This is a genomic window from Jiella sonneratiae (assembly GCF_017353515.1).
GTDB lineage: Bacteria > Pseudomonadota > Alphaproteobacteria > Rhizobiales > Rhizobiaceae > Jiella > Jiella sonneratiae.
The window spans coordinates 113432-138141 of sequence record NZ_JAFMPY010000013.1; the positions used below are offsets into that span (position 1 = coordinate 113432).

The window sequence follows — 24710 nt, forward strand, 5'->3', positions numbered from 1 at the left end:
TGTTTCCGTTATATCACAGTCGCTTCAGAGATGAATTTTGGTCGGAGCGATTGGTCGGAATGGCGGTTTCAAGCAGCGAACGGTACCTCAAACGACGCGGCAACAGATACCAGTTCCGCCGTGAAATACCCGCCGCGCTTCGGCATCATTTCGACGGGAAGACGGCGATCATCCGACCCCTGGAGACGTCCGACACCAAGATCGCGAAGCGGCGCCGCGACGAGATCGCAAGGGAGACCGACCGGCTCTTCGACGAAGCCCGCAGCGGGAAATTCTCGAAGCCTGTCGCGCGAATCGAAGAGATTGCCGATCAATGGCGGGCGGAAATCGAAGCGCATGATGCGGACCCTCTCGCATGGTCCGCAAAGGCAGGGCGAAGGGTCGAACGCGAAGAGGACGCACTCAGTCCTCACGAGGTTCTGGATGACGAGGTCGAGGGCATTGCGCGATTGCACGGCGAGGATGCGAAGGCCCGCTTCTTGGATCGTCTGCACAACCGCACCACCGTAGAGGAGCACGTGGAGACCCATCTCGGCGAACTCGACTTGAAGCCCAAGACCCTCCAAGGCCGCCGCGCAGACATCGGCTTGTTCGCCGCGTGGGCCTCCAAGCGCCGTCTGACGGTCCGCAAGGTCGGGCGGCGAGAGGCTGCGGATTTCTTCGCGGAAGTCCTCCTCCCGATGAACCGGAAAACCGCCGAGACGAAGTTCTCGAACATCAGGGTCTATTGGCGATGGCTGATCGAGCGCGGCTTCTATCTCGAAGACAGCCCTTGGGATCGTCTCCGGTTTCCAAATCAGAAGAAGGCCCGCGCGGGGCAAGCCAAGGAAGCGGAACGGCCATTCAGCGACGACGAAATGCGGCGGCTGTTCGCAGGAATCTCCGAAGCCGGCGGCAAGGATCGGGAGCGTCTCAACGATGCCATGCGGGTTGGCGCTCTGTCTGGGATGCGGATCGAAGAAATTTGCCGACTCACTGTGAGCGACTGCCAAGACGGGCTCTTCAGAATTCGCGAGGGCAAGACCGACGCTGCCGCCCGCACCCTCCCCATTCACTCAGGTCTTGCTTCGCTCGTCGCGAGGCGCTGCAAGGGCAAGGCGGCCGATGAGCGTCTATTCTCTGACGTCCGGGGGAAGGGCGCGTCCCTCTCCGATCCTCTCAGCAAACAGTTCGGCCGATTCATTCGGGCAATTGGCGTTGCCGATCTGCGGGAGGGACATCGCCGGTCCAAGGTCAACTTCCATTCGTTCCGAAGGCGCTTCGTCGAGGATGCCATCCGGGCCGGAGTGCCTCATCACGTCGTCTCTTGGGTCGTGGGGCACGCCGAGGGCCGCGATGGGATCACACTCGGCGTCTATAACCGGGGAGGGCCATCGGAGGCGCAAATGCGGTCTTGTGTCGAGGCCGTGCGGTTGCCGGAGGGGGTCGCTTAGGGCCCACTCCTCGCGCTCGTCAGCGGCCCATCAGTCTCCCTTCTGCGCCGCCGCTCGCTCCTGATTGAGGGCGAAGAGGCGGGCGAGGATTTCGTCGTCGGAGAGATCAGCGGGCCACCCGTAGGCAGCAGCAACGGCGGCGTCGAGCGCCTTGTGGACATTGTCGAGCCATGCCGGCCGGTCGTTATAGAGATTGGTCAGCGTCCGCTTCTTGAGGATCGCGGCGGCCTTGTCATCGACCGGAAGGACGCGGTCGGGGAAGCCAGGGACCACTTCAGGCTCTCGGCGAACGAGATCGGGCGGATTGAGCCAGTTCTCGCGAAGCTCATTCAGCCGGGCGGCGGCGGCCGCGATGGCGATAGCGTGAGGGTTGTCGGCGTAGGCGGCAGTGGGGACGTCAGGGGTGAGGCTTTCCGGGAAGGGGAAGGTCTCGAACGTCGTCGTCGGAGTATAGCGGGGGCGGTCTTCGAGAGATGTCCCCATGCGCAAAGACCAAATCTCATGGAACCAAGAATGCAGAATCCCGAATGTCGTATCGTCGTCCCTCAAAACAACCATCAACTGCGAATCCGCTAGAACTGGTTTTGGGACAAAGACAAAAAGACGGTGCTTTGCTAGTGCAGGCGTAGCAATCGATCGCGTCAGGAAGGGCAAGGTATTCCGCATCGCAGGGCGGGGGCCGCCATGAAGCCACCAGTTTTCCACCAAGACTGGATTACGGTTTGTCAACCGGTCAGGTTTCACGCGATCGACGACGAGAGCGAAGGGCCTCTCGAAGACTGCGGCGTCCGCCTCCTTCATTTCCATTCCAAAATCGATGATCCAACGATCACCCGGTCGCCTGACGATGTCCGCACCGTTCCACAACGGGGCGAGGACATCGCTGTTCGGCCGCCCATTCGGGTTCACCGGGCTCTGAAGTAGATGCCGGGCCTCTTCACCATCGATGTCAAAACTGCCAATCTTCTTCGACCCATGGACGCAAACTCCCCGATTGCTCGAAAGTTTGAGCGCCTTTGTAAGATCGATCCCGTCGCCGGTCAGGTCCGCGTTGATCACTGCAACTGCACGCCCATTTAACAACAGAATGGGCGCGTTGCCGCGAGCGAAGCACAGCAGCGATACGCGAACGGCAGCCCCGTCGACCATCCATTCCTCGTCGGACCACGCCGTTGCAAGTGGGCATATGGACATGGCTTTCTCGATGGACTTCCGGTTCGATCCGCCCCTGATGCTATTCGTGGCAACAAAGCCGAAGCGGTCCGTCCGGTGGGCTCCAAGCGCAGCGCTCGCCTTCTCGAACCAATAGCAGACAAGGTCTGAGCTACGTGGCAGGCGTCCAGCAAAGACAGTCCTGATCGCCTCGGATTCGTCCTCGCCAAGCCGTCCGACCATCAACCGATCCCCTAGGAATGGCGGATTGCCAACGATGGCGTCGGCCTTCGGCCATTCCGCTTCGCTGCCATCGGGACCGATTAGCGCGTCTCGGCACTCGATTGTCTCAAGGGGCTTTAGAACTGGCTCCATTGACGCTGCAAAACCGTTCTTCAACATCCACTGAATTTCGCCGACCCAGACAGACACCCGGGCAAGCTCGGCGGCGTAAGGGTTGATCTCGATACCTTTGACGACCTCGGGCCCAATCGAGGGGAACCGTCTCGGCAATCCCAGCGCCTCGGCTTCCACCTGCGCCCGGTGCTCCAAGTCTTTCAGGGCTCGCAAAGCGAGATAGAGGAAATTGCCGGAGCCGCAGGCGGGATCAAGGACGCGGTAATCGGCGAGCCGCTGGAGGTATCGATCGAGGACCGCTTGAGCCTCGTTGCGGGCAGTCGTGGCGCGACCTCGCCGGGAGGAACTCGCCCGCCCGCCGGCCGCCTTCGCGTTCATCTCGGCTTCCTCGGCTTTGAGGAGAAGCCCGACGATCTCGCCCTTTGCCGCTTCCCATTCCTCCGTCAGCGGCTCCACGATGACCGGATTGATGATCATCATGATCTTGTCGCGGTCGGTATAGTGCGCCCCGAGTTGGCTGCGCTTGTCCGGGTCGAGACCACGTTCGAAGAGGGTGCCGAGGATCGAGGGATCGATGTCGCCCCAATACTGGACGGCGGCGCGGTGAATGATCTTCAGCTCGTCCTTCGTCAGCGCAAAGACCAGATCGTCGTTGAACAGCCCGCCATTGAACCAGGCGACCTTCTCGAAGCCCACCCGGCCGCCGTCCTTCATCGCGAGGAAAAGGGTCCGGGCGAAGGCCTCGAACTCGGCGGGGTCGTCGAGGGCGCGTTCGATCATCTTCGTGAACATGCGCTCGGGGAGGAGCTTCACGTCCTCGGCGAACATGCAGAAGACGAGGCGGTTGATGAAATGCGCCACCTCTTCGGGCTTGTGGCCGCGCGAGCGCAGCGACTTCGCCAGCTCGGCAAACTCTCCCGCGACCTCTTCCGTCAGCTCCTGCCGGGTCTTCTTGGGGCGGAGGAGGTCGGGCTCACTGAAGGCCCATTTCAGCCACTGGCGTTTCTCGGCGTCCTCCAGATCGACGATCGGAATGACGTACTTCTTGGAGACCGAGTTGGTCCAATTGGTGTGAATACGGATCGTCGTGCCGATGTCGGAAACGATGAGCAGCGGCGGATTGTCGAGGGCGACGGCGTAGCGCTGGAGCTGCGCGAAGGCGGCGTCGAGGTTTGAATGGGTGCCCTTGTATTCCCAGCCGAAATGATCGCGCTTGAAGACATCGGCGAAGCCCCGGCCGCCGGTGGTCGTCGTGGCACCGACCTCAAAGCCGTAGCTCTCGCCGGAGGGATCGACCTCGGCGGGCGTCGGCTCATTTAGGATGCGGCAGAGATCGAGGAAATGCTCTTGCGCCGCCGACCGCTCCTTCAGCTTGGAGTTGGACCACTTCTTGATGAACTCGTGCGGCGTCATAGGCGGAAGCGCTTCTCTGACTGATACTCGCGACTATGGACGCAGAAAGGAAAGCGATTCGGCAAGGGCTCGTTCGCGTCTTCGTTGAGAAGGGGCGTTCTCTGCGCCTTCGTCTTTCCGACTTATGGCCCTGCGAGTTTTCACGCTTCAAGGGGCCACGGCAGGGGGTCCCGAAGTGAGCCAACTTCCGACCACGAACGCCAAACGGATCGAGGCGCTCCGCAAGCTGCTAGTTGCGGGCATCCCCTGCGAGTCATCGCAAGAGCGGGAGGCACGAGCGGAGCTTGAAAGTCTGCCGTTCCCGACCCTGCTCTGCGTCTATATGAATTGGGCAGATCGATATATCGCGCCGCGACCTCGCCGCGTCCTGTTCTGGCGGGGGTTCTGGCGACGCCCGGCGACGTCGGAGCAATTGGCGAAGATCAGCCCCCTCGTCGATGCCTTCGAACGCGGTGACGACCTGGAGACCTATTTGTCGACGCGGATCAAGCTCGGGTTCGTCGTAAGGCCCGATGGAAAAAGGGGCATCGCGTGGGCCGACGGGAAGCATGGGGACAAGGACATGGCGCTCAATGCCTATGACCTCCACCATCTCCACCTGGAGCAAGCCGACGCCAAGGGGAGAAGGCGCGGAGGCTCGCGAGAATGGCTCGCCGTTCATGTGCGCCGCCACGAGGTGACGTTCGTCGCCCTTCTCGACCACAACAGCCCGAACGACGGGATGCTTCATGAGGTGGCGACGGAATTTCGCTATGATCAGGGCCTCGTCATCAATGGCGTGGAACCGCCCCGCGAGCCGCAGGGCAGCCGGAAGCAGGTTCAGTGGCTTAGGCACGGTCTGACGGCAAACGGTGTTCACCAGGGCCGGGTAGTGTCGACGTCGCTAATCTCGCTCGCAGGCACGTCAGTATGGCACACGCGACATGCGGACCGGGCCTCTATCCTGATGGAACAGATCGGGGAGCAGCTCGACAGTCCAAAAGGCATTTCTGAACTCTCACAACGAATGGGTGTTCGTCTCGGGCAAGGCCCCTTCTCGTGGTTCGTCAATCACTGCGATTTCGGCTTCACCGACCACGCCGAACAGCGCTCATATCTCATTGCGCCATGGTGGAAGTGATGCGGCTTCCTCCTCGACGGCCACGCGGAAGGACCCTATCGCCTCGGCCATGTTCTCCATGAGCTTCCCGAAAGCTTCCGGTAGGGGCATCTCTTCGCGGGTGTCGGCGTGGGCCGTCTGGCGGGCCTCTTCGTTGAGGAGATAGCCACCAGTCTTGCGGGTCGCCGGCAGGACCTCCTTCGTCACCCAATCTTAGAAGGGCTTCGCGAGTGCCTTGTCGGAGCGCATGATGAGCTTGTAGAGGCCGCTCTCGGAGATGAGCTTGATGCCGTGCGAACGGCTGGCGGTGCTCTGCAAGCCAATCCGCTTGGCCTCTCGGTAGCTCATATTCATGGACTCCTCGCTGTCGAGCTTCGTGGTCGCAGCGTTGACGTTGGTCGAACCGTTGGAACGGACGTAGACGCCAAGAGCCCGGCAGTTGTCCGCCGCGACGAACCACGGCTCGCCGCTGATCTCGACGACGCGGATGGTGTGGCCGTCGAACTCGAAGTTGGACAGGGCCGTGGCGTTGATGGGAGCGTTCTTCGTCATTCTGCAATCCTTTCAAGCGGGCATGAAAAAGGCCCTTCGAGAGGGCCTTGAGGGTTGTCGGTTGCGGGTGTGGAGGGGTTGTGGCGGGAGGCGGTGGGGGACGCCTGCGGGGCGGCTTGATCGCCAAGACATTCCAAAAATCAGCAAAAAATGTGAGAGGCAGCCCCTCGACAACGGGAAGGCCAGAAATCCCCCCGTGGGGGTGCCGCTGGGCAGCGAATAACAACACGCCTGCTCATGAACTACCAGCGCACCGAGCCCATCCGGCTGAAACTCCAGCCACTCATTTGGATCGCAATATGTTTCGACGTGCTTCATCCATAGCTCTTGCAGCCTCGCTTTTTTCAGGCTGCACTGGCGGCAATTCAGGACATAGCGGCCACCCCGGCCATTTAGATAAGGATCGAGCATGGCTGACGTATGCCGTCTGCCTCGACCGCAACACCAAAGCACTTGACGATGGGCGGACCGACGCGGCTGTGATCGGTTCGATCGTTGCTAGGGAATGCATTGACAAGCTTGTCTCGGTCGCTGGCCGCAAACCAGCGAACGACTTTCAGCGTCGAGCAATCGTCGAGAAAGCTACGGCCGACGCCGCCTACTTCGTGCTTAGCCTCAGGGCTCGATTGTCGAATTCCTAATTGTGTCTCAGAAGGTAAACCCGAGCGGGACGCCGTGGCGAGACGTACTTTATGTCTTTTTTGGATTGTCTTTCGGATTTCGAGGCATTATCGTCAATGGCTCTAGACCCAAACGAGACAGGAAAGAGCCGTGACCAAGATTGGCTATGCGCGTGTCAGCACGTCCGACCAGGACTGTCGACTTCAGGAGGAAGCTCTCCGGCAAGCGGGGTGTGATGTCATCCGTAGCGAGAAAAGGAGCGGGACAAGCACCAAGGGGCGCGAGGAGCTAGACACAGTGCTGTCTTTCCTGCGGCCGGGCGACATCCTCGTGGTCACCAAGATCGACCGCCTCGCACGGTCCCTTGCGGACCTTCTGAAAATCGTCGAAGGGCTCCAGGCCACGGGCGCCGCACTCCAGGCGATCGACCAGCCCGTGGATACCTCCAGCGCGGCCGGCAAGGCGTTCCTTCAGATGCTCGGTGTCTTCGCTGAATTTGAGACCAACTTGCGCCGAGAGCGGCAGATGGAAGGAATTTCGGCTGCCAAGGCACGGGGGGTCTATCGCGGTCGACCGCCGAAGATCGATGCTGAGGAGATCAGGCGGCTTAAGGACGAAGGCGTAGGCGCGTCCGACATCGCCAAGCGGCTCAAGATTGCCCGAGCGAGCGTCTATCGGGTGCTCGGGGATGCGCCGGCCACCACCAAGGCCGGGGAGACCGCGTAATGCCCGCTCCTGAGGCCTGGTTCTTCGTTCTCATGTGCGCCGTCTTCTCCGGTCCCGGCGTGGTCTATCTCTGGACCGCATGGTTTCGCCGCTAAGGCAGGCGGATCGGAGGGGATCAAGGAGGCCCCCGCGCCGGGGTCTCCCGGCAGAGGAACGCGCCACTCGCGCAGTCGACTGCCTCATGCCCTATCGCACAAGGAATTGCGCGAGCACGATAGGTGCAAGCGTTCCCTCAAGGGAACAAGTATATGATTTCATTGATATTTCATTGACAGGTGGAATCCCGTCTGCTCTCCTTGGCGCCGTCGATGCAACCCAAGAGAGGAAGACGACGACTTAATGGAACACCAAAGAGACCTCGCGAGAGAGGCCAGAATGGCCGCACGGCAGAAGGCACTTCAGGCCCCAATTACGGATGAGCTGAGGGACAGGTTCACGCACCTCGCCTGGACCGCGAGTTCGAACCTCATGGCGGCACTCGCCGATATGGCGTCGAGTCAGAATTCGGTCGGGCAGGTCGCGGCGAAGCTCAATCGCGCCCGTGACTTTGTGCTCCTCTGTGAAGACGTGCTGAGGGAGACCGAGGCGTGTTCGGCGATGGGCCACGACTTCAGGGTCTATGGCGAGGCGTCGGCCGCCGAAGACGACGACGAGGAGGCCGTTGGCCGTATCTGGGGCTGCGCATAAGGGGCGACAGGGCGGGTTCGGCGTTATGCCACGGTCTAGGACCGACGGATGTAGGGTCCGCCCGCCGCCCATCCCGGTCCGCGCCGGCCTTCGTCCCTGCCTATCTGTTCTCAGCGATGTAGGGACGCCGCTGCGGACGAATTCTCTCAGCGCACCACGACGGCGTCCACCTCACCTTCCTATGCCCGCTTGGAAACCTCCCGGCGGGCTTTTTCATGCCGCCAAGCTCCCCCTTCGACCTACCCGCCGGCCCCGTCTGAGGTCCCCGGCGACATCTCAAAAAGGAGAACCATGCCAGCGAATACGAACAACGGACTCTTTGGGACCGGCGTTGCCGTCCCCGAACTCCGGCCGGAGCCCATCCGGCCCTCACCGACCCCCGGAAGCACCTTCGTCCAGCCCCAGCGGACCCAGACGGGAGGCAATGCGCGAGCCCTGGCGCAGAGCCTCTCCGGCTTCTCCCGGTCCCTCGACAACTACATGGCCGTCCAGGACCAACAGTCCCGCGACCCGAAGTCCGACGAGAACAAGGCGTTCCTCAACGCCATCCAGGGCAAGTCCGCCGCCGACCTCGAACTCATGGTCCGCAACGGCGAGTTCTCCAACGAAATCCAGTCGGACGCCCTCAACGGGCTCCTCGGCTCGAAAGCCGCCAACGACTACCGCTTGGACACCTCCGAGTGGTATATGAGCGATTTCGACAAGACCTCCGGCAACTTCGCTGCGGAGGCTGAGCAGCGCCGGCAGCAGTTCGCCGAGGCGCTCCCCTCCGATGCAGCCCGCGCGGCCTTCTTCAAGGAGACCGAAGGCTACCTCCAGCGGATGGCCGGAGCGGACCTCAAGGAGCAAGCCGAGCAGGCTCAGCTTCACCGCAACGACGCCGTCGTGTCGAAATTCCGCAACATCGCTGACGACGCGCTGGCAGCCGGCGAGGACCCCTCAGCGGTCGCCTCGAAGATCATCAACGAGAGCAAGCTCAATCGTTCCTTCTACGGGATGACCGGGCAGGAACAGAACGCGACCCTCTTCGGGCTCGCCCAGGAATACGCTCTTCAGGGCCGCCCGGACCTCGTCAAGGCTCTCTTGGAGAACAAGCGGGGCGGCATCGGGGCCGTCGCTGAGACCTCTCAGTATGCCACGAAGTCCCTCCGGCTGGTCGAAGCGGCTCAGAAAGCTGCCAACGACGAGGCCAAGAAGGGCGCCTTCGACGTCTATGAGGAGTTGAACCAGCTCGAAGAGGCCGGCGAGCTGACCCCGAAGCGGCTCCAGGAACTCCAGACCGCGCACCCGTGGATGAAAGACGAGAACCCCGAGCGGTACTCGAACATGGTCCAGCGGTCCCGCAACAATAAGGCTCGGGCCGAGGCCAAGCGCCAGAAGCTCGAAGCCAAGACGGTCCTTCGGCAGCAGGCCGACAGGTCCCGCCAAGAGGCCGTCACGAGCACCGTCAACGGACTCACGCGGCTCTTCGGAGCGCAGCAGGTCGAGGACGCGGTGATCGACACGCCCTCGGGCGGCACGAAGGTCCTCAAGGCTGACGATCAGATCGAGGAGGCCGTCGAGGACTACTTCCGGCCCATGTGGAAGAAACAGGAACAGCAGATGGTCGAGGAGGGCGTGGACCCTGCCCAGGCCAAGGAGTCCATCTTCCGCCAGAAGGTCAACTTCTTCTCCGGCAACGGGCTGGAGAACAAGGAGTGGTCCGGTCTCTTCAATTCCATGGCCGTCGTCTCTTCCGCCTCGACGGTCGCCGAGAGCGGTGAAATCCCCGAACAGCTCGCCGGAGTGGCCGAGACCTATCACAAGCTGAAGGGCCTCAATCCCGCCTATGCGGCGATGATCGTCAAGGATGAGCAAGCCCAGGAGTTCCTCGACGCCTACTCCGACGCCCGGTCCTCTCCCGTCGTGGGAGACGCCGTGATGTCAGAAGCGGACGCGCTGAAGCAAGCCTCCAGGCTCCTCAACAGGACCCCCGCAGAGAAGCGCATGGCGTCGGTCCCTCGCGCGGTGGCGGATGACGTGGTCAGAGACGCGATGGGCGGATCGTTGTTCGGCGGGACGGACATCGATGAAGACTTCCTCGACAACCCGCGCAACCTCAAGATCGGCTCTGACCTCGTTAAACGGTTCATGTCCCAAGGCTTCGACCGCGACACGGCGGCCGAGAAGGCGAAGAAGGCGATGAAGGAGCGGGCCGTCTTCGTGAATGGCGTGGCGGTCATGCAGGAACGCCGAATGTTCCCTCCGAAGTTCGGAGAGTATGCCGAGGGATACCTCTCGGACCTCGCCGAGGAACAGGGAGGGACCGTCACCGGGTCCGACCTCTATCTCGTGCCTCTCGACGAAGCGACGGGCAACTTCGCCATCATGAGCAAGAACGGCGACCCGGACATCGGCGTCGTCACCATGGAGGAGATCAGGGCCTACGCCAAGCAGTCCCAGGCTCGGGAAATGCGCAAGCAGGCCGAGTGGGGCCGTAAGGTGGACGAAGAGGGACCCGTATGGGCCTACCTCGATTGGGCGAAGAACGGCTTCGAGGTCGAGGACTCCAACATGACCGACGAGCAGGCCAAGGCGTTCCTCAGCGACAAGCAGGAGCGCGAGAAAATCCAGAACTTCGTAGAGGCCCAAGCCGACCGCGAGGGCATCGCCTATGACGCCGTCTCGGGGACGTGGTTCCGCCGCAGCACCCCCACGAGGGACTACCGGGAGAACCCTGTCGTGAGTCCGGCCGTCACATGGTCGGCCGACGAGAAGACCGTCCGCTGGCAGACCTTGCGGCCGGGGCGGTAACGCGAGGCGTTCGGCCTCCTCACAGACCTCCAGCCAACTAGCCATCGCCCGCTCGGGATCATCCGGGCGGGCTTTTTCGTGCCGCGTCGGCGCTTTGTCGTGCGGCATTTACTACTACCAGAAAAGGAAAATCATGAGGAAACACACGCGACCCTCACCGCAGAGGTGCACGGACGAACAGGGTACGCCGATCGCCCGCGTCCCCGTCGATGCGCGGGGCGACAAATGGGCGACGCTCGACGCGAGAGACTTCGACAGGATCATTGCCGACGGGCTGAGCCTGACGTGGCATCTCAATTCGGATGGCAAGCGCCGCAGCTACGTGAAGGCCCATAGCAGGACCGCCTCGGGCGGCCTCGTCACGGTCGCTCGGGTGATCATGGGGGCCGGTCCCGGCGAGATCGTCGCGTATCTCACGGGGGACCGCCTCGACCTCCGGCAGCGGAACCTGATCGTCGAACGCGGCAAGGCTAAGCGGACCGACGCGGGATATTGCGAGCGGCACGACGGGCTGGCCGGATCGGCAATTCAGCAGCGCACCGACCATCACCATCCCAAAGAAACCGCCGCATCGTGCTAAGTGACTCTAAGCATGGTTCGGCCCTTTTTGAACGAGGGGAAAGAGACCATTGAAATCTGAAATCGTCACGGATGCCTTCTGGAATCTCGCCGAGAAGCAGGCTCATGATCGAGACCAAACCCTTAGTCCATTCAACAAGGAGGTCGCCGAGGCCGTCTTGAACGGAGGGTTCGCTGCTCTCGAAGACAGCTTCCGTCAAAGCCCTCGCTATCAGGTGATAAGCGCTCCTACCGGCTCAGGGAAATCGTCGTACGCATGGGCGCTCGTCGGCGCCGTCGTTCAGGCCGAGGCGGACTCGTCCGCGCTGTTCCTATGCGAGACGATCCATCAATGTGAGGACACCTATCGGGAACTCACCAAGCTCGTTCCGCCGGAACACCTCGCCATTTGGACAGGGGCTCACGATGCGAAGAAGCCTCTGGAGGACATTCAGCGGGATTATGGCTTCGAGCCTTCGGCCCGCTTCCATGCCAATGACCTGCCAAATAAGCGTGTGGTCGTCGCCACCCACGCCTTCTATAAAGGCGCTCGGGGAAGGCTGGCGATGGAATATCGCGGCCGAGATCGGACCCTGACCGTGGTCGATGAGCGCCCCAAGGAGGTCTCAGTCTTCGACATTGATCAAGGCGACGTGGGCAAGGTCCGGGATTGGGCGATCGGGCACTTCGGCGGGGAAAGCGAGGCTGTTCGGGCGCTCCGGGCTCTTCACGATTATCTCGGAGACGCGTGGGAGATCGAGCGCTCGGAGGGCGGCAAAAACTTCCGCGCCCTTCGACGATCGGACCTGTCATGGTTCACCTCACTTGAGGCTCGGGAGGTCTCGGCTGGGGAAGGCGAGCAGCTCCCCGCCCGCGTGGTCTCCTTCGCCCAAGCGCTCAGCACCGGTTATGCGTTCATGGCTCGGTACGAAGGCAGCAGCCACGGTGGCCGCTTCGTCGGGTATCGAATGGACCTGCCTATTATGCCCGGAACGATCCTTCTTGACGCGACTAGCGATATCGACGGGGTCTCATCCCTCGTGCCATGGCGGGCGGCAGTGCGGTCCCCACAAGTCGCCTACGACAATCTGAGTGTCTCGCTCATGGCGCCACCGGAGGAAGTCGTCGGGCCAAAGCAAAGGCTCGTCCCATTGCTCCAGTCGGCCAAGGGCGCGAGACCCTACGCGGAATGGATCATGGAGACCGTGCTCGCCAATTCCAAACCGGGCGAGAAGGTCTTGGCCGTCGTCCATAAGGTCCTCCTCAGCCATGACTACCTGCCGGATGTCTCGGAATTCGGGGAGGGCGCATTCGATCTAGAGGGCCGGAGCGTCGCCTTCATCCATTGGGGATACGGCATCGGGTCCAATCGCTGGAAGGAGGCGACGAGCGTCTTTCTCTTCGGAGAATTTCACGTCCCCAAACGGGCCACGGTTGCGACTACGCTCGGCCTTCTCGATCAGCCGGCCGGCTCGCCACGCCTGAAGAGCATGGACGGCCCGAACAGTCAGGATGACCTCCTCCGCCTCGTGCGGGACGGCCATCTTCTTCGCTGGGAGAAGCAACTCGCCATGCGGGGCAACGCCAGGAACATTTCGGCCGATGGCGTCTGCGGTCATCAGAGGCTGTTTGTCACCTCGGAATTCAGCCGCTTCATGAAGTACCGGAACACGCTCTTTCCCGGAGCGACGTTCCATGTCGATAGCTCCGTCCAAAGGCGGAAGACCGGAGGCGGGGCCAAGGGACTCGCTGCGCTCCTCGCTTCGACGGACGCCCATCGTCTAACCGGGCCAGAACTCCGAACCGTCGGCATCAACTTGAACAAGGACAGGGCACGGCTTCTCGCAAATCCGGTGGTCCGGCAGGCGATGGCGTTGCGAGGCTGGACCTATCATTGCGGAGGCGGACGCGGGAAGCCGAGCTGCTTCGTGAGAGCCGAAGGCGCCTCCGTCAGCAACGACAATGCTGAAGTCGTGTCCGCGCGTCCGGCGGCGTAGCGGGACAATCACGACGATACTCAAAGGCCGCGCTTCGGCGCGGTCTTCACTTCAACAACTCGAAAGGAAGACATGAATTCAAACGAAACTGCTTCGGGCTCGCCTCGGAGCCTCGTGCATACCGACGGCGCATGTATCGGCAATCCCGGTCCGGGCGGATGGGCCGTCCTCGTCCAAGATGTGGACCCTGCGACGGGAGAGCTTTCCACGCTACGAGAGATGGTCGGCGGCGAAAGCGACACCACGAACAACCGCATGGAACTCACGGCCGCCATAGAGGCCCTCCGGTCTATCCCGGCAAGGCAGCCCGTCGAGATCATCAGCGACAGCCAATATGTCGTCACTGGAAGCACGGAATGGCTGCCTCGATGGAAGCGGAAGGGCTGGAAGAACTCGGCGAAGAAGCCGGTCAAGAACAAGGGCCTCTGGCTGGAGCTGGAAGCTCTTGCAGACGGCCGGGACATTGTGTGGACATGGGTTCGTGGCCACGACGGCAACGAAATGAACGAACGGGCGGACGTGCTGGCGGAAGCCGAAGCGCAGCGACGGGTCATCTAGGAGCCCCCGCGTGGTCACTCAGAGAATCGGAGCGGCGCCACTCGGCGCTCTCCCAGCCCCGATTTCCGCTGAAACGTATGGACAATCTCAATCTTGGTCTGAACGCTTGGTCGGAGCAAAGTGCAACCAACCTCGATTTGCCTTAAAAATCAGATGTTTAGAGGAATTTACAGGGAATGGCGGTGAGAGAGGGATTCGAACCCTCGATACGGTTTCCCGTATACACGCGTTCCAGGCGTGCGCCTTCAACCACTCGGCCACCTCACCCATGTCCGAGTTGCGGGTCCTTTCGAAGCCGCGGCGCGTCGGGGCGCGAAAGGCCCTTCAAGCGTCGCGGCACGATACGGAAAAGCGCCCGGGGCCGTCGGCACAGCCCCTCCTCGAACGGCGGGGGGATATGACAGAACGCGTTGCGCTTCAAGTCCCGATTTTTCCGTCGGGGCAATCGTTTGAAGGCAAGTGCCATCGACGACACGTCGAACTCCCCTTCAGGGAGCAATGGCCGGCAACCCAACGGGGGGGCGCGCCGTCTTCCGGAGATTCAGCGCAAGCTCGCCCCGCTGGGCCTGACCGGCATTCCCCTGCCTGACCGGCATCTTCGCGCAGAGGCGGAGATCAGCCGATCGCCCTGCCCCGCCCCCGCGTCGATCGGGCCGATCCTTCGGGGCGTCGCGATCGATCGAGATCGCGGCTTGCTACGTCATCGACGGGGCCTCCGGCTTGCGGGGCGGGATCGACGCGCCGCCCGAGGGGTTCAGCCTTCCAGATGGCCACTCGTTCCCGCGACCTGCGGTGGGCACCGCCGCTCCCGCGGCGCGGCAGCAGGACCGTGGGCGGCAGCAGGACCGTGGGCTGCGACGCTCGCGCGGCGCGGCAGCAAAGCCACCGGCGGTCGCGGTGCGCGCCCGAGCTCAGCGACGCCGGGCCTGTCAGCGCGGCCGGCGGGCGGTGCTCTGCCGGGCGACGAGTTCGAAGCCGGTGTCGACGCGTTCCGCCGCGCCGCGGCCGGTGTCGGGACCGGGATCGGCGAGGCGCGCGACGATCATCTCGACGGCCCTGCGGCCGATCGCAAAGCGCGGCGTCCTGACGCTGGTGATCGAGGGCTCGGCCGCCGCCATCATCTCAAGGTCGTTGAAGCCGCAGACGGTGAGCTTCTCGGGGATGGCGATGCACCGCCGCTGCGCCTCGAAGAGAATGCCGAGCGCCAGATCGTCGTTGTTGCAGAAGACGCCGTCGACCTCGGGATGCCGCGCGACGAGGTCGGCGAAGAGCCGGGTGCCGAGGGTCACCGTCGAGGGCGTCGGCGTCGTCACGCAGCGCGACATCGAAAAGCAGCCGGCGGCGCTGCAGACGTCGCGAAAGCCGGCGAAGCGCCGCTGCGTCCGCGGATCCATGCGGGCGCCGACGAAGGCGGGAAACCGGCTGCCGGTCTCGATCAGGTGCCTGGTCGCTGCCGCCGCGCCGTCATAGTGGGAAAATCCGATCATCATGTCGATCGGCCCGCTGCCGATCTCCATGATCTGGACGATCGGACAGGAGGCGCCTTCGAGCATGCGCCGGGAGGCGGGCGACTGGTCGATGCCGGTGACGATCAGCCCCGCCGGCTTCTGGCTGAGGAACACCGCGAGCAGCTTTTCCTCCGTCAGCGGCGAGTAGCGGGTGTTGCCGAGCTGCACCTCGAACGGCCCGTCCTCGGTCGCGGCGTAGATCCCGCGCAGGACGTCGGAAAAGACGTTGTTGGTGACGGAGGGGATCAGCGCCCCGATGACGTTGGTGCGGCCGGAGGCAAGCGCCCGCGCCGCGGGATTGGGGACGTAGCCGAGCTCGGCGACGATCTTCTCGATGCGCCGCAGCAGCGCCGGCGAGACCTTGTCGGGACTGCGCAGCGCGCGCGAGACCGTCATAGCGCTAACACCCGCACGCTGCGCCACATGCGACAGCGTCACCCGTTCCTTGCTCATTGAATTCCCAAGCCTCCCCGCGTGCCGGCGATCGGCAGGGCCGATTATACAAAAAAGCGCCTTGCCACCAAGAGCGATCGCTGTTAACGCTATCACATGGGAGAGGGAGGTTTCGGCTTGTCGGACACGGCTGCCGCGATACTGGTCATGGGCGTCTGCGGCGTGGGCAAATCCACCGTCGGCCGCACCCTCGCCGAGACGATCGGCCGCGCGTTCGTCGAGGCGGACGACTTTCATTCTTCCGACAACATCGAGACCATGCGGTCGGGCCGGCCGCTCGACGACGCCATGCGCTGGAGCTGGCTCGACGCGGTCGCCGAAGCCGTCGCCGCGGTGCAGAGCACGGACGGCGGCGGGCCGGTCGTCTTTGCCTGCTCGGCGCTGAAGCGGAGCTATCGCGACCGGCTGCGCGAGCGCCTCGGCCGCATCGCCATCGTCCATCTGACCGGCTCGCGCGAGGTGATCGGTCGGCGGCTTTCGGCGCGGCGCGGCCATTTCATGTCGCCCGACCTCCTCCAGAGCCAGTTCGGCGCGATGGAGGAGCCGGACGAAGCGGAGGAGCCCTGCGTCACGGTCGATGTCGGCTGGACGCTTCAGGACCTTCAGGAATTTGCCGCCGGCTATGCCCGCGCCGCCGCCCCTTCAAACGCCGCCGGCCCGTGAGGCGCCGACGCCGGACCTAACGAAGATCATTTCAACCAGGGAGACATCATGCTGAAATCAATCGCCAAAGCCGCCCTCGCCACCGTCGCTCTGACGGCTCTCTCGGCCTCGGCCCTCGCCGCCGACTTCGAGTTCAAGTTCCAGTCGTCGGATCCTTCCGGCAACCCGAACTTCGAGCTGCAGCAGGGCTGGGCCGAGAACGTCTCGAAGCTCACCGACGGCAAGGTCTCGATCACCCTCCTGCCGGTCGACGCGATCGTCGACCACGCCGAGACGCAGGACGCGATCCAGGCCGGCATCCTCGACGGCCACATCACCGACGTGTCCTATTTCGCCGGCAAGGACCCCGCCTTCGGCCTGATCGCCAATCCGGTCGGCGCCTGGTCGGATCCCAAGACCATGCTCGACTTCATGAGGAACGGCGGCGGCGGCGAGCTGATGAACGCGCTCGACGGCGAATACGGCCTGCACTTCATCGGCGTGACGACGCCGGGGCTGGAATCGCTGGTCTCCAAGGTGCCGCTCGACGGCGTCGCCGACCTCAAGGGCCTGAAGATGCGCGCGCCGGAAGGCCTGGTGCAGAACGTCTTCGCCGCCGCGGGCGCCGCTCCGGTCAACCTGCCGGGCTCCGAGGTCTACACCTCGCTCGACAAGGGCGTCATCGACGCCGCCGACTACACCGTGTTCTCGACCAACCAAGCGCAGGGCCTGAACGACATCGCCCCGAACCCGGTCTATCCCGGCTTCCACTCGCTGCCCCTCGTCGAGATCGCGATGAACCAGCAGAAGTGGGATTCGCTGCCGGCCGACATCCAGGAGACGCTCACCCAGTCGGTGAAGGATTTCGCCGATCACGAGCTGGACGTGCTGCAGAAGCGCGACGAAGAGGCCGTGGAGAAGGCGAAGGCCGGCGGCCAGATCACCATTCACGACTGGTCGCAGGACGAGCGGGCGAAGTTCCGCAAGATCGCCCAGGGCGAATGGGAGAAGGTCGCCAAGCAGTCGCCGAACGCCCAGAAGGTCTACGACACGCTGACCGCCTATCTCAAAGACCACGATCTGATGAAATAAGGATTCGTCCGGACGCCGGCGCGCCTCGCGCCGGCGTTGTTCATTCGAGGGATCGGCCGCATGTCACATGATCTCCCATCCGACGCCGACGTCGACCAGGCGCTTGCCGAGCATGCGCTGGCGGACGAAAGCGCGGTCGCCGAGGCCGGTCTGCTCGGCCGGCTGATCGAGAAGGGCGGCGTCTTCGTCGCCAGCCTTTTCGTCGTCTCCGCCGCGATCATCATCTACGAAATCTTCATGCGCTACGTGCTGAACGAGCCGACGCTGTGGGTGACGGAGACGACGATCTTCCTCTGTGCGGTGGCCTTCATCTATGGCGGGCTCTACTGCGTGGCGCGCGACCGGCACATCCGCGTCGTGCTGCTCTACGACTTCCTGCCGCCCGCCTGGCGCCGGGTCTTCGACGTGGCGATTTCGGCGCTCTGCCTGATCTCGGCCTGCTTCTTCGCCTGGGCGAGCTGGACGATGGTCGAAAAGTCCTGGTGGGCGCCGACCGGCGCGCTGCGTCTCGAAGGCACCGGCAGCGCCTGGAATCCGCCGACGCCCGCTCTCATGAAGGGCTTCCTGATGCTCGTCATGATCACCATGGCGATCCAGTTCGTCATTCTCGCGGTCAATTACGCGCGCCGGGGCCGCTGAGCCATGTTCCACCTATCCGCACTCGGTGTCGCCGACGGCACCCTCCTGATGTTCGGTATGCTTCTCGTCATGCTGATCGTCGGCATGCCGCTCGCCTTCGTCACCCTGTTCGTGGCGCTGTTCTTTGCCGTCGGCTGGTTCGGCCCGATGGTGGTGCCGCTGATCACGACGCGCGTCTATTCCTTCGTCGCCTCCTACGTCTTCGTCTCGGTGCCGATGTTCGTGCTGATGGCGGCGATCCTCGACCGATCGGGGATCGCGAGGGACCTGTTCGACGCGATGAAGCTGATCGCCGGGCGGATCCGCGGCGGCGTCGCCATCCAGACGATCTTCGTCGCGGTGATCCTCGCCGCCATGAGCGGCATCATCGGCGGCGAGATCGTGCTTCTCGGCCTTTTGGCCCTGCCGCAGATGCTGCGCCTCGGCTACGACCGCAACCTCGCCATCGGCGTCGTCTGCGCCGGCGGCTCGCTCGGCACCATGGTGCCGCCGTCGATCGTCCTGATCATCTACGGCCTCACCGCCAACGTCTCGATCGGCGATCTCTTCACCGCCGCCTTCATTCCCGGCTTCATGCTGGCCGCCTTCTACGTGATCTACGTCCTCGTGCGGGCGTATCTCGATCCCTCGATCGCCCCCGTCCTCGAAGAGGACGACATGACGATGAAGGAAAAGCTGAAGCTCCTGCAGGGCCTGATCCTGCCGGCGCTGGTCATCACCTTCGTCCTCGGCTCGATCTACGGCGGCATCGCCTCGGTGACCGAGGCCTCGGCGGTCGGCGTCGCCGGCGTCGTCCTGTCGACGGCGATCCGCCGCGAACTCAGCTTCGAGCTGATGCGCGGCGCCGCGGTGCAGACCCTGGCGACCTGCGGCATGATCGTGTGGATCGGCATCGGCGCCAGCGCCATCGTCGGCGTCTACAATCTGATGGGCGGCCTCACCTTCGTGAACAACCTGATCACCGGCATTTCGGAGAATCCGACGGTCATCATCCTGTTCATGATGCTGATCCTGTTCATCCTCGGCATGTTCCTCGACTGGGTCGGCATCGCGCTTTTGACCCTGCCGATCTTCGTGCCGATCGTGAAGCAGCTCGGCATGGACCCGATCTGGTTCGGCGTCGTCTTCTGCATGAACATGCAGGTCTCGTTCCTGTCGCCGCCCTTCGGCCCGGCCGGCTTCTATCTGAAGAGCGTCGCCCCGCCGGACATCTCGCTCGGCGACATCTTCAAGTCGCTGGTGCCGTTCATCTGCATGCAGGTCGTCGCGGTCGCGATCCTCGTCTTCTTCCCCGGCATCACCGGGCGCTGAGACGGCATCAATCCGAAAAGGCCCGATCATGAAGATCACCGGCGTCGAGACCGTGCGGCTCGCCGAGTTCGCCAATCTCGTCTGGGTCCTCCTCCACACCGACGAGGGCCTGAGCGGTCTCGGCGAGACCTTCTTCGGCGCGTCGGCGGTCGAGGCCTACGTCCACGACTGGTGTGCGCCGCGGCTGATCGGCAAGGATCCGCTGGCGCTGCAGGCGCGGGTCAACGAGCTCACCGACTATATCGGCTGGCGCGGCGCGGGCGTCGAAACCCGCGCCTATTCGGCGATCGACATCGCGCTGTGGGATCTTTTCGGCAAGGCATACGGCAAACCGGTCGCCGACATGCTGGGCGGCAGGTCGCGCGAGAGCGTGCGGACCTACAACACCTGCGCCGGCTACAAATACATCCGCGACGCCAGAGCCCAGTCGGTGGCGAACTGGCATCGCGGCGCGAGCGACGGGCCCTACGAGGATCTCGAGGCGTTCCTGACCGATGCCGGGGCGCTGGCCCGCTCGCTGCTCGACCAGGGCATCACCGCGATGAAGATCTGGCCCTTCGACATCGCCGCCGAGCGCTCGGCGGGCTGGGACATCACCCCGGCGGAACTGAAGGCGGCGCTGAAGCCCTTCGAGCAGATCCGCGAAGCCGTCGGCGACGAGATCGACGTGATGGTCGAATTCCACTCGCTCTGGTCGCTGCCGATGGCCAAGAAGCTCGCGCGGGAGCTGAAGCCGTTCAAGACCTACTGGCACGAGGACCCGTTCAGGCTCGACAATGTCGGCGACCTCGCCGAATACGCCCGGCACAGCGACGCCTTCGTCTGCGCCTCGGAGACGCTCGCCTCCAAGCACGCCTTCCGCGAATATCTTCAGACCGGCAGGGCTGGCGTCTGCATGCTCGACCTTTCCTGGTGCGGGGGCATCACCGAGGCGCGCAAGATCGCGGCGATGGCCGAGGCCTTCAAGGTGCCGATCGCGCCGCACGACTGCACCGGGCCGGTGGTCTATGCCGCCTCCTGCCATCTTTCGATGCATGCGACCAACACGCTGATCCAGGAATCGGTGCGCGCCTTCTACACCGGCTGGTATCCGGAGATCGTCGTCGGCCTGCCGGCCGTCGAGCGCGGCTTCATCACCCTGTCGCAAGCCCCGGGACACGGCATCAGCTTCCGCGACGAAGTCAGGCAGCGGCCCGACTTCACCAGCCGGACGAGCCGGGAATCCTGACGAAAATCCTGGGGGACGGCCGGCTCCGGGCTTTCCCCGGCACGACAAATGCCGGATGCCGGATGCCGGCCGAAGGATGCACCGCATCCCCTCGGCCGGCTGATCGCGGGACGAAAGCTCAGCCTTCGCGGTAGTAGTAGCTGTAGCCGTTGAGTGCCGGCGCGCCGCCGAGATGGGCGTAGAGCACCTTCGAGCCCTCGGGGAAGAAGTCCTTCTTCGCAAGGTCGATGAGCCCCTGCATCGACTTTCCCTCATAGACCGGATCGGTGATCATCGCCTCGGTGCGGGCCGCAAGGCGTATCGCCGCGTTCGTCTCCTCGCTCGGCACCCCGTAGGCGGGATAGGCGTAGTCCGGATTGATGACGATCTCCTCATCCGCGACCTTTCGCCCGAGGCCGACGAGTTCGGCGGTGTTGTCGACGATCTGGCGCACCTGCGCGCGGGTCTGGTCGAGCGTTCCCGAGGCGTCGATGCCGATCACCCGGTCGGCCCGGCCGTCGGCGGCAAAGCCCACCACCATGCCGCCGAAGGTCGAGCCGGTGACGACGCAGACGACGACGTAGTCGAAGCTGAAGCCGAGCTCGGCCTCCTGCTCGCGTACCTCCTCGGCAAAGCCGACATAGCCGAGGCCGCCGAACTTGTGCACCGAGGCGCCGGCCGGAATGCCGTAAGGCTTGCCGCCGGCATCGCGGACGGACTGCATGGCGGCTTCCCAGCTCTGGCGGATGCCGATGTCGAACTCGTCCTCGACGAGCCGGGAATCGGCGCCCATCAGCCGGGTGAGCAGGATGTTGCCGACCCGGTCGTAGACCGCGTCGTAATGCGGCACCCATTTTTCCTGGACGACCACGCATTTCAGCCCGAGCTTGGCGGCCGTCGCCGCCACCATGCGGGTGTGGTTCGACTGCACCCCGCCGATCGAGACGAGGGTGTCGGCACCCGAGGCGATGATGTCGGGCACGATGTATTCGAGCTTGCGCAGCTTGTTGCCGCCAAAGGCGAGGCCGGAATTGCAGTCGTCGCGCTTGGCATAGACGTCGATCTTGCCGCCGATCGCCGCGCTGAGCCGCGGCAGGTGCTCGATCGGCGTCGGGCCGAAGGTCAGAGGATAGCGCTCGAATTTTTCCAGCATGGCGGCTCCTTTCGGGTGTCGGACGATCGCCGGCGAGACTAGCATCCGACCCGAGAAAGGTGCTTTCGTATTTCGGCAGCTTTCCGGGCATTCCTCGAGATCGATCCGCGAATGATGCCGAAATTCTCTCGCCTCATGGCTTCATGTTGGAAGATGCTTCCATGGCCGCAATCGACCGTATCGACCGCAACATCCTCAGGGTCCTGCAGGCCGACGGCCGGCTTTCCAATGCCGAGCTGGCGGACCGGGTAAACGTCAGCCCGGCGACCTGCCATCGGCGCACCCAGCGGCTGTTCGCCGAAGGCTGGATCAGGTCTGTGCGTGCGGAGATCGAGCCGGGGCGCGTCGGGCTCGGCGTCGTGGTGATGGTGGGCGTCGTCCTCGACCGCTCGACGCCCGAGAGCTTCGCGGCCTTCGAGACCGCGGCGCTCAAGCTCTCCGTCGTGCTCGACTGCCATCTCGTGGCCGGCGACTTCGACTATCTCCTGAAGATCCGGGTCCGCGACATGGCGGACTTCAACCGGCTGCACGGCGAGACGCTGATCGCCCTGCCGGGAGTGCGACAGACGCGGACCTTCTTCGTCATGAAGGTCGTCAAGGATTCGGCGCCCCTCGCCTTTTGAGGCAGGGGGCGCCTTGAGCTTCGCCTCGTGCCGTCCATCGGCAGGCGTGAACCCGCCGGCGGCGCGACGGTTCGTCCATGCGCGGGCGCCCATGCCCGGCAGCGCCCGGCCCGCGGCATTCCGGGCGCCGCAGGGGCGCGGAATGCCGGAATTCTTGCACGAAAGCTGGGCCGCGGCCCGGCGCCGTCAGTCGACGAAGGCCCGCTCGACGACGTAGGTGCCGGGCTTGTTGTTGGCGCCTTCCTCGAAGCCCCGCGCCTTCAGAAGTCCCTCGATCTCCCGCAGCATGGCCATCGAGCCGCAGATCATCGCCCGGTCGGTCGCGGGATCGAGAGGCCCGATGCCGAGGTCGGCGAAGAGCTTGCCGTTCTCGATCAGCGTCGTCACCCGGTGGCCGCGCGTCTCGCCCTCGCGGGTGGCGCTCGCATGAAACAGCAGCTTGTCGCCGACGAATTCGCGCATCAGCTCGTCGTTGCGCGTCGTCTCGACGAGTTCGCGGCCATAGTCGAGCTCGGCGTTCTGGCGGCAGGTCTGGGTGAGGACGACCTGGTCGAACTTCTCGTAGGTCTCCGGGTCGCGGATGACCGAGGCGAAGGGCGCGATGCCGGTGCCGGTGGAGAACAAGAACAGCCGTTTGCCGGGCAAGAGGGCGTCGTGCACCAGCGTGCCCGTCGGCTTTTTGCGCATCAGCACCGTGTCGCCGACCTTGATCTTCTGCAGATGCTCGGTGAGCGGACCGCCGGGCACCTTGATCGAGAAGAATTCGAGCTCCTCGTCCCAGGCCGGGCTGGCGATTGAATAGGCGCGGAACACCGGCTTTTCGGCATTCGGCAGGCCGATCATCACGAATTCGCCGGAGCGGAAGCGGAAGCTCGCCGGCCGGGTCATGCGGAAGGCGAACAGCCGGTCGGTGTAATGTTTGACGGCCGTCACCGTCTCGGCAAACACCCCGGCCGGGATCGGGAACGTCGTGGTTGCTTCGCTGGTGGCGACGGAACTCATCCTATGTCCTCTTTCATGCTGATTCGCGCCGGAAGATAGTTGCTGCGGCGCGATACCGCAGCGTCTGAGGTTCCAAAAACATGGCCCCCGGCGAAAAAAGGGCCCTCGGGATCGACGAAATCGATCGGTCCCGACAGTGGGATTGTCGAGCCGTCCGAATTCGAGGGGTCAGGCGGCAACCGCGATCTGGCTTTCGAAGTCGCGCCACTTTCGCAAGGCGGCCCGCCGGCTGGCCGGCCGGCCATGAAGACCGACCCGATAGATCCAGCTCGGACGCGTCAACCGTCCATGGAGCACCCAACTTTTCGCCGCAAGATCCTGCGTTTCGCCACCGGGCGCGGCAGCGGAAATCGGATCCATTGCGCCGACCCCTTCCGACTGGAATGACCGGAAGAGGTTCGTCTGCGGGCCATAGATCGACACGATCCAGGGCGAGACTTCCCGAGGCGTCTTTGCCTGTTCGTCGGCACGAAACAGCGCGGCATAGATGGTCTGCGGTCCCACCGTCTCGACGAGCGACGTCAGCAGCGCGAGTTCCGCGTCGTCGCCATGCGCATCGACGGTCCACATCGCGCCTTCGACGACGAAGCCGAGGGCATCCAGAGCGTCGAGATAACGACGCCCCGCTTCCATCCGATCGGCCGAAATCGCGTTCAACGCAACGTTCTCAGCCATGTCACCGCTCCCTTCGCCCCGAATGTCGCATCGAAGATCTGTCTTGCGACGATAATGGATGGCTTCGCAGAGGAGTAGCCGTGGTCCCGCCGCCAATTCAGCGCCAGACGGAAGTTCGGCGCAATGTCGGGCGGGATCGTCGCCAGGTCCAGGCCACTGTAGCGAAGCAGCCTATTCAGATTGTGATCGTACAACTCGGGACGGGACGAACGGTCCGGCCAGCCGTCCAGCCCTTCGTATCCCATGATATGCGCCTTCAGCGCGAACTCCATGCCGAAGCCTGAAAGCTCGTATACCTGGCGGGTGATGCGCTGCTCGACGGCGAACGCGGCGAGCTGCTGCTTTTCGTCGACGAGCGACCACCAGTCGGCGATGCTGAGCGGTGTTTGGCGAGGCACGCCCCATTTGACTGCAACCCCCGCGATGGTCAAGTTCCCTTAGCGATCTCGGGGCCCGCCT

22 protein-coding genes and 1 tRNA gene are annotated in these 24710 nt (G+C 63.8%); 14 read left to right on the forward strand and 9 right to left on the reverse strand.

The window, feature by feature from the left end:
* The first annotated feature begins 59 nt into the window (after positions 1–59).
* Complete coding sequence (locus tag J1C47_RS13515; protein WP_207351297.1) at positions 60–1433, forward strand: DUF6538 domain-containing protein; 1374 nt, start codon at positions 60–62, stop codon at positions 1431–1433.
* Positions 1434–1463: 30 nt separating this feature from the next.
* On the opposite strand, the gene J1C47_RS13520 is transcribed toward J1C47_RS13515, so the two are convergent.
* Positions 1464–4355 carry a class I SAM-dependent DNA methyltransferase gene (locus J1C47_RS13520; protein WP_207351298.1) on the reverse strand — a complete coding sequence of 964 codons (2892 nt, stop codon included), beginning with the start codon at positions 4353–4355 and terminating at the stop codon, positions 1464–1466.
* 175 nt (positions 4356–4530) lie between these two features.
* On the opposite strand from J1C47_RS13520, the gene J1C47_RS13525 reads away from it, so the two are divergent.
* The gene (locus tag J1C47_RS13525) at positions 4531–5475 is read left to right on the forward strand and encodes a hypothetical protein (RefSeq protein ID WP_207351299.1); all 945 of its coding nucleotides are present in this window, start codon (positions 4531–4533) and stop codon (positions 5473–5475) included.
* Here the strand turns inward: J1C47_RS13525 and J1C47_RS13530 are convergent.
* Both J1C47_RS13530 and J1C47_RS13535 read right to left on the reverse strand, forming a co-directional pair.
* A complete protein-coding gene (locus tag J1C47_RS13530; protein ID WP_207351300.1) occupies positions 5446–5661 on the reverse strand; it encodes a hypothetical protein in 216 nt (71 codons plus the stop codon). The genes J1C47_RS13525 and J1C47_RS13530 overlap by 30 nt on opposite strands.
* 6 nt (positions 5662–5667) lie before the next feature.
* The gene (locus tag J1C47_RS13535) at positions 5668–6006 is read right to left on the reverse strand and encodes a BRO-N domain-containing protein (RefSeq protein WP_207351301.1); all 339 of its coding nucleotides are present in this window, start codon (positions 6004–6006) and stop codon (positions 5668–5670) included.
* 771 nt (positions 6007–6777) lie between these two features.
* Here J1C47_RS13535 and J1C47_RS13540 point away from each other — a divergent pair.
* The 6 genes from J1C47_RS13540 to rnhA all read left to right on the forward strand — a co-directional run bounded on the left by J1C47_RS13540 (position 6778) and on the right by rnhA (position 13946).
* On the forward strand, positions 6778–7353 hold the full coding sequence (locus J1C47_RS13540) for a recombinase family protein (RefSeq protein WP_207351302.1): 576 nt from the start codon (positions 6778–6780) through the stop codon (positions 7351–7353).
* Between the two features lie 375 nt (positions 7354–7728).
* A complete protein-coding gene (locus J1C47_RS13545; RefSeq protein ID WP_207351303.1) occupies positions 7729–8040 on the forward strand; it encodes a hypothetical protein in 312 nt (103 codons plus the stop codon).
* A 291-nt stretch (positions 8041–8331) separates the two neighbouring features.
* Positions 8332–10833, forward strand: a complete 2502-nt coding sequence (locus tag J1C47_RS13550) for a hypothetical protein (protein ID WP_207351304.1) — start codon at positions 8332–8334, stop codon at positions 10831–10833.
* Positions 10834–10966: 133 nt separating this feature from the next.
* Positions 10967–11413 carry a hypothetical protein gene (locus tag J1C47_RS13555; protein ID WP_207351305.1) on the forward strand — a complete coding sequence of 149 codons (447 nt, stop codon included), beginning with the start codon at positions 10967–10969 and terminating at the stop codon, positions 11411–11413.
* A 49-nt stretch (positions 11414–11462) separates the two neighbouring features.
* Positions 11463–13388, forward strand: coding sequence for a DEAD/DEAH box helicase family protein (locus tag J1C47_RS13560; RefSeq protein ID WP_210382317.1), 1926 nt, complete (start codon positions 11463–11465; stop codon positions 13386–13388).
* Positions 13389–13460: 72 nt separating this feature from the next.
* Entirely contained in the window at positions 13461–13946 is a 486-nt protein-coding gene (rnhA, locus tag J1C47_RS13565) for a ribonuclease HI (protein WP_207351306.1), read from the forward strand.
* Positions 13947–14123: 177 nt separating this feature from the next.
* Here rnhA and J1C47_RS13570 read toward each other — a convergent pair.
* Together J1C47_RS13570 and gntR are read right to left on the reverse strand one after the other, a co-directional pair.
* Positions 14124–14213: transfer RNA gene (locus tag J1C47_RS13570), tRNA-Ser, on the reverse strand.
* Positions 14214–14875: 662 nt separating this feature from the next.
* Complete coding sequence (gntR, locus tag J1C47_RS13575; RefSeq protein ID WP_207351307.1) at positions 14876–15907, reverse strand: HTH-type transcriptional regulator GntR; 1032 nt, start codon at positions 15905–15907, stop codon at positions 14876–14878.
* 117 nt (positions 15908–16024) lie between these two features.
* On the opposite strand from gntR, the gene J1C47_RS13580 reads away from it, so the two are divergent.
* Genes J1C47_RS13580 through J1C47_RS13600 form a run of 5 tightly spaced genes read left to right on the forward strand, consistent with a single transcriptional unit; the run spans position 16025 to position 20819 of the window.
* Positions 16025–16570 carry a gluconokinase gene (locus J1C47_RS13580; protein WP_245396550.1) on the forward strand — a complete coding sequence of 182 codons (546 nt, stop codon included), beginning with the start codon at positions 16025–16027 and terminating at the stop codon, positions 16568–16570.
* 48 nt (positions 16571–16618) lie between these two features.
* The gene (locus J1C47_RS13585) at positions 16619–17641 is read left to right on the forward strand and encodes a TRAP transporter substrate-binding protein (RefSeq protein ID WP_207351309.1); all 1023 of its coding nucleotides are present in this window, start codon (positions 16619–16621) and stop codon (positions 17639–17641) included.
* A gap of 60 nt (positions 17642–17701) precedes the next feature.
* Positions 17702–18280 carry a TRAP transporter small permease subunit gene (locus J1C47_RS13590; RefSeq protein WP_207351310.1) on the forward strand — a complete coding sequence of 193 codons (579 nt, stop codon included), beginning with the start codon at positions 17702–17704 and terminating at the stop codon, positions 18278–18280.
* A 3-nt stretch (positions 18281–18283) separates the two neighbouring features.
* Entirely contained in the window at positions 18284–19591 is a 1308-nt protein-coding gene (locus tag J1C47_RS13595) for a TRAP transporter large permease (RefSeq protein WP_207351311.1), read from the forward strand.
* A gap of 28 nt (positions 19592–19619) precedes the next feature.
* On the forward strand, positions 19620–20819 hold the full coding sequence (locus J1C47_RS13600) for a mandelate racemase/muconate lactonizing enzyme family protein (RefSeq protein WP_207351312.1): 1200 nt from the start codon (positions 19620–19622) through the stop codon (positions 20817–20819).
* A gap of 118 nt (positions 20820–20937) precedes the next feature.
* On the opposite strand, the gene J1C47_RS13605 is transcribed toward J1C47_RS13600, so the two are convergent.
* A complete protein-coding gene (locus J1C47_RS13605; protein ID WP_207351313.1) occupies positions 20938–21951 on the reverse strand; it encodes a 1-aminocyclopropane-1-carboxylate deaminase in 1014 nt (337 codons plus the stop codon).
* A gap of 161 nt (positions 21952–22112) precedes the next feature.
* On the opposite strand from J1C47_RS13605, the gene J1C47_RS13610 reads away from it, so the two are divergent.
* A complete protein-coding gene (locus tag J1C47_RS13610) occupies positions 22113–22574 on the forward strand; it encodes an Lrp/AsnC ligand binding domain-containing protein (RefSeq protein ID WP_425354562.1) in 462 nt (153 codons plus the stop codon).
* A 186-nt stretch (positions 22575–22760) separates the two neighbouring features.
* On the opposite strand, the gene J1C47_RS13615 is transcribed toward J1C47_RS13610, so the two are convergent.
* The 3 genes from J1C47_RS13615 to J1C47_RS13625 form a co-directional block, all read right to left on the reverse strand.
* Positions 22761–23576 (reverse strand): ferredoxin--NADP reductase, encoded by an 816-nt coding sequence (locus J1C47_RS13615; RefSeq protein ID WP_207351314.1) that lies wholly within the window; start codon positions 23574–23576, stop codon positions 22761–22763.
* Between the two features lie 168 nt (positions 23577–23744).
* Positions 23745–24251, reverse strand: coding sequence for a hypothetical protein (locus J1C47_RS13620; RefSeq protein ID WP_207351315.1), 507 nt, complete (start codon positions 24249–24251; stop codon positions 23745–23747).
* Positions 24230–24682 carry a hypothetical protein gene (locus J1C47_RS13625; RefSeq protein ID WP_207351316.1) on the reverse strand — a complete coding sequence of 151 codons (453 nt, stop codon included), beginning with the start codon at positions 24680–24682 and terminating at the stop codon, positions 24230–24232. The genes J1C47_RS13620 and J1C47_RS13625 overlap by 22 nt, the downstream gene beginning before the upstream one ends.
* Between the last annotated feature and the right edge of the window lie 28 nt (positions 24683–24710).

Excerpts from the sequence above, each read along its gene's own strand:
- J1C47_RS13515 (WP_207351297.1), top strand. The coding sequence starts at position 60 with ATGGCGGTTTCAAGCAGCGAACGGTACCTCAAACGACGCGGCAACAGA.
- J1C47_RS13520 (WP_207351298.1), bottom strand. The coding sequence starts at position 4,355 with ATGACGCCGCACGAGTTCATCAAGAAGTGGTCCAACTCCAAGCTGAAG.
- J1C47_RS13535 (WP_207351301.1), bottom strand. The coding sequence starts at position 6,006 with ATGACGAAGAACGCTCCCATCAACGCCACGGCCCTGTCCAACTTCGAG.
- J1C47_RS13545 (WP_207351303.1), top strand. The coding sequence starts at position 7,729 with ATGGCCGCACGGCAGAAGGCACTTCAGGCCCCAATTACGGATGAGCTG.
- J1C47_RS13550 (WP_207351304.1), top strand. The coding sequence starts at position 8,332 with ATGCCAGCGAATACGAACAACGGACTCTTTGGGACCGGCGTTGCCGTC.
- J1C47_RS13555 (WP_207351305.1), top strand. The coding sequence starts at position 10,967 with ATGAGGAAACACACGCGACCCTCACCGCAGAGGTGCACGGACGAACAG.
- rnhA (WP_207351306.1), top strand. The coding sequence starts at position 13,461 with ATGAATTCAAACGAAACTGCTTCGGGCTCGCCTCGGAGCCTCGTGCAT.
- gntR (WP_207351307.1), bottom strand. The coding sequence starts at position 15,907 with ATGAGCAAGGAACGGGTGACGCTGTCGCATGTGGCGCAGCGTGCGGGT.
- J1C47_RS13585 (WP_207351309.1), top strand. The coding sequence starts at position 16,619 with ATGCTGAAATCAATCGCCAAAGCCGCCCTCGCCACCGTCGCTCTGACG.
- J1C47_RS13590 (WP_207351310.1), top strand. The coding sequence starts at position 17,702 with ATGTCACATGATCTCCCATCCGACGCCGACGTCGACCAGGCGCTTGCC.
- J1C47_RS13595 (WP_207351311.1), top strand. The coding sequence starts at position 18,284 with ATGTTCCACCTATCCGCACTCGGTGTCGCCGACGGCACCCTCCTGATG.
- J1C47_RS13600 (WP_207351312.1), top strand. The coding sequence starts at position 19,620 with ATGAAGATCACCGGCGTCGAGACCGTGCGGCTCGCCGAGTTCGCCAAT.
- J1C47_RS13605 (WP_207351313.1), bottom strand. The coding sequence starts at position 21,951 with ATGCTGGAAAAATTCGAGCGCTATCCTCTGACCTTCGGCCCGACGCCG.
- J1C47_RS13610 (WP_425354562.1), top strand. The coding sequence starts at position 22,113 with ATGGCCGCAATCGACCGTATCGACCGCAACATCCTCAGGGTCCTGCAG.
- J1C47_RS13615 (WP_207351314.1), bottom strand. The coding sequence starts at position 23,576 with ATGAGTTCCGTCGCCACCAGCGAAGCAACCACGACGTTCCCGATCCCG.
- J1C47_RS13620 (WP_207351315.1), bottom strand. The coding sequence starts at position 24,251 with ATGGCTGAGAACGTTGCGTTGAACGCGATTTCGGCCGATCGGATGGAA.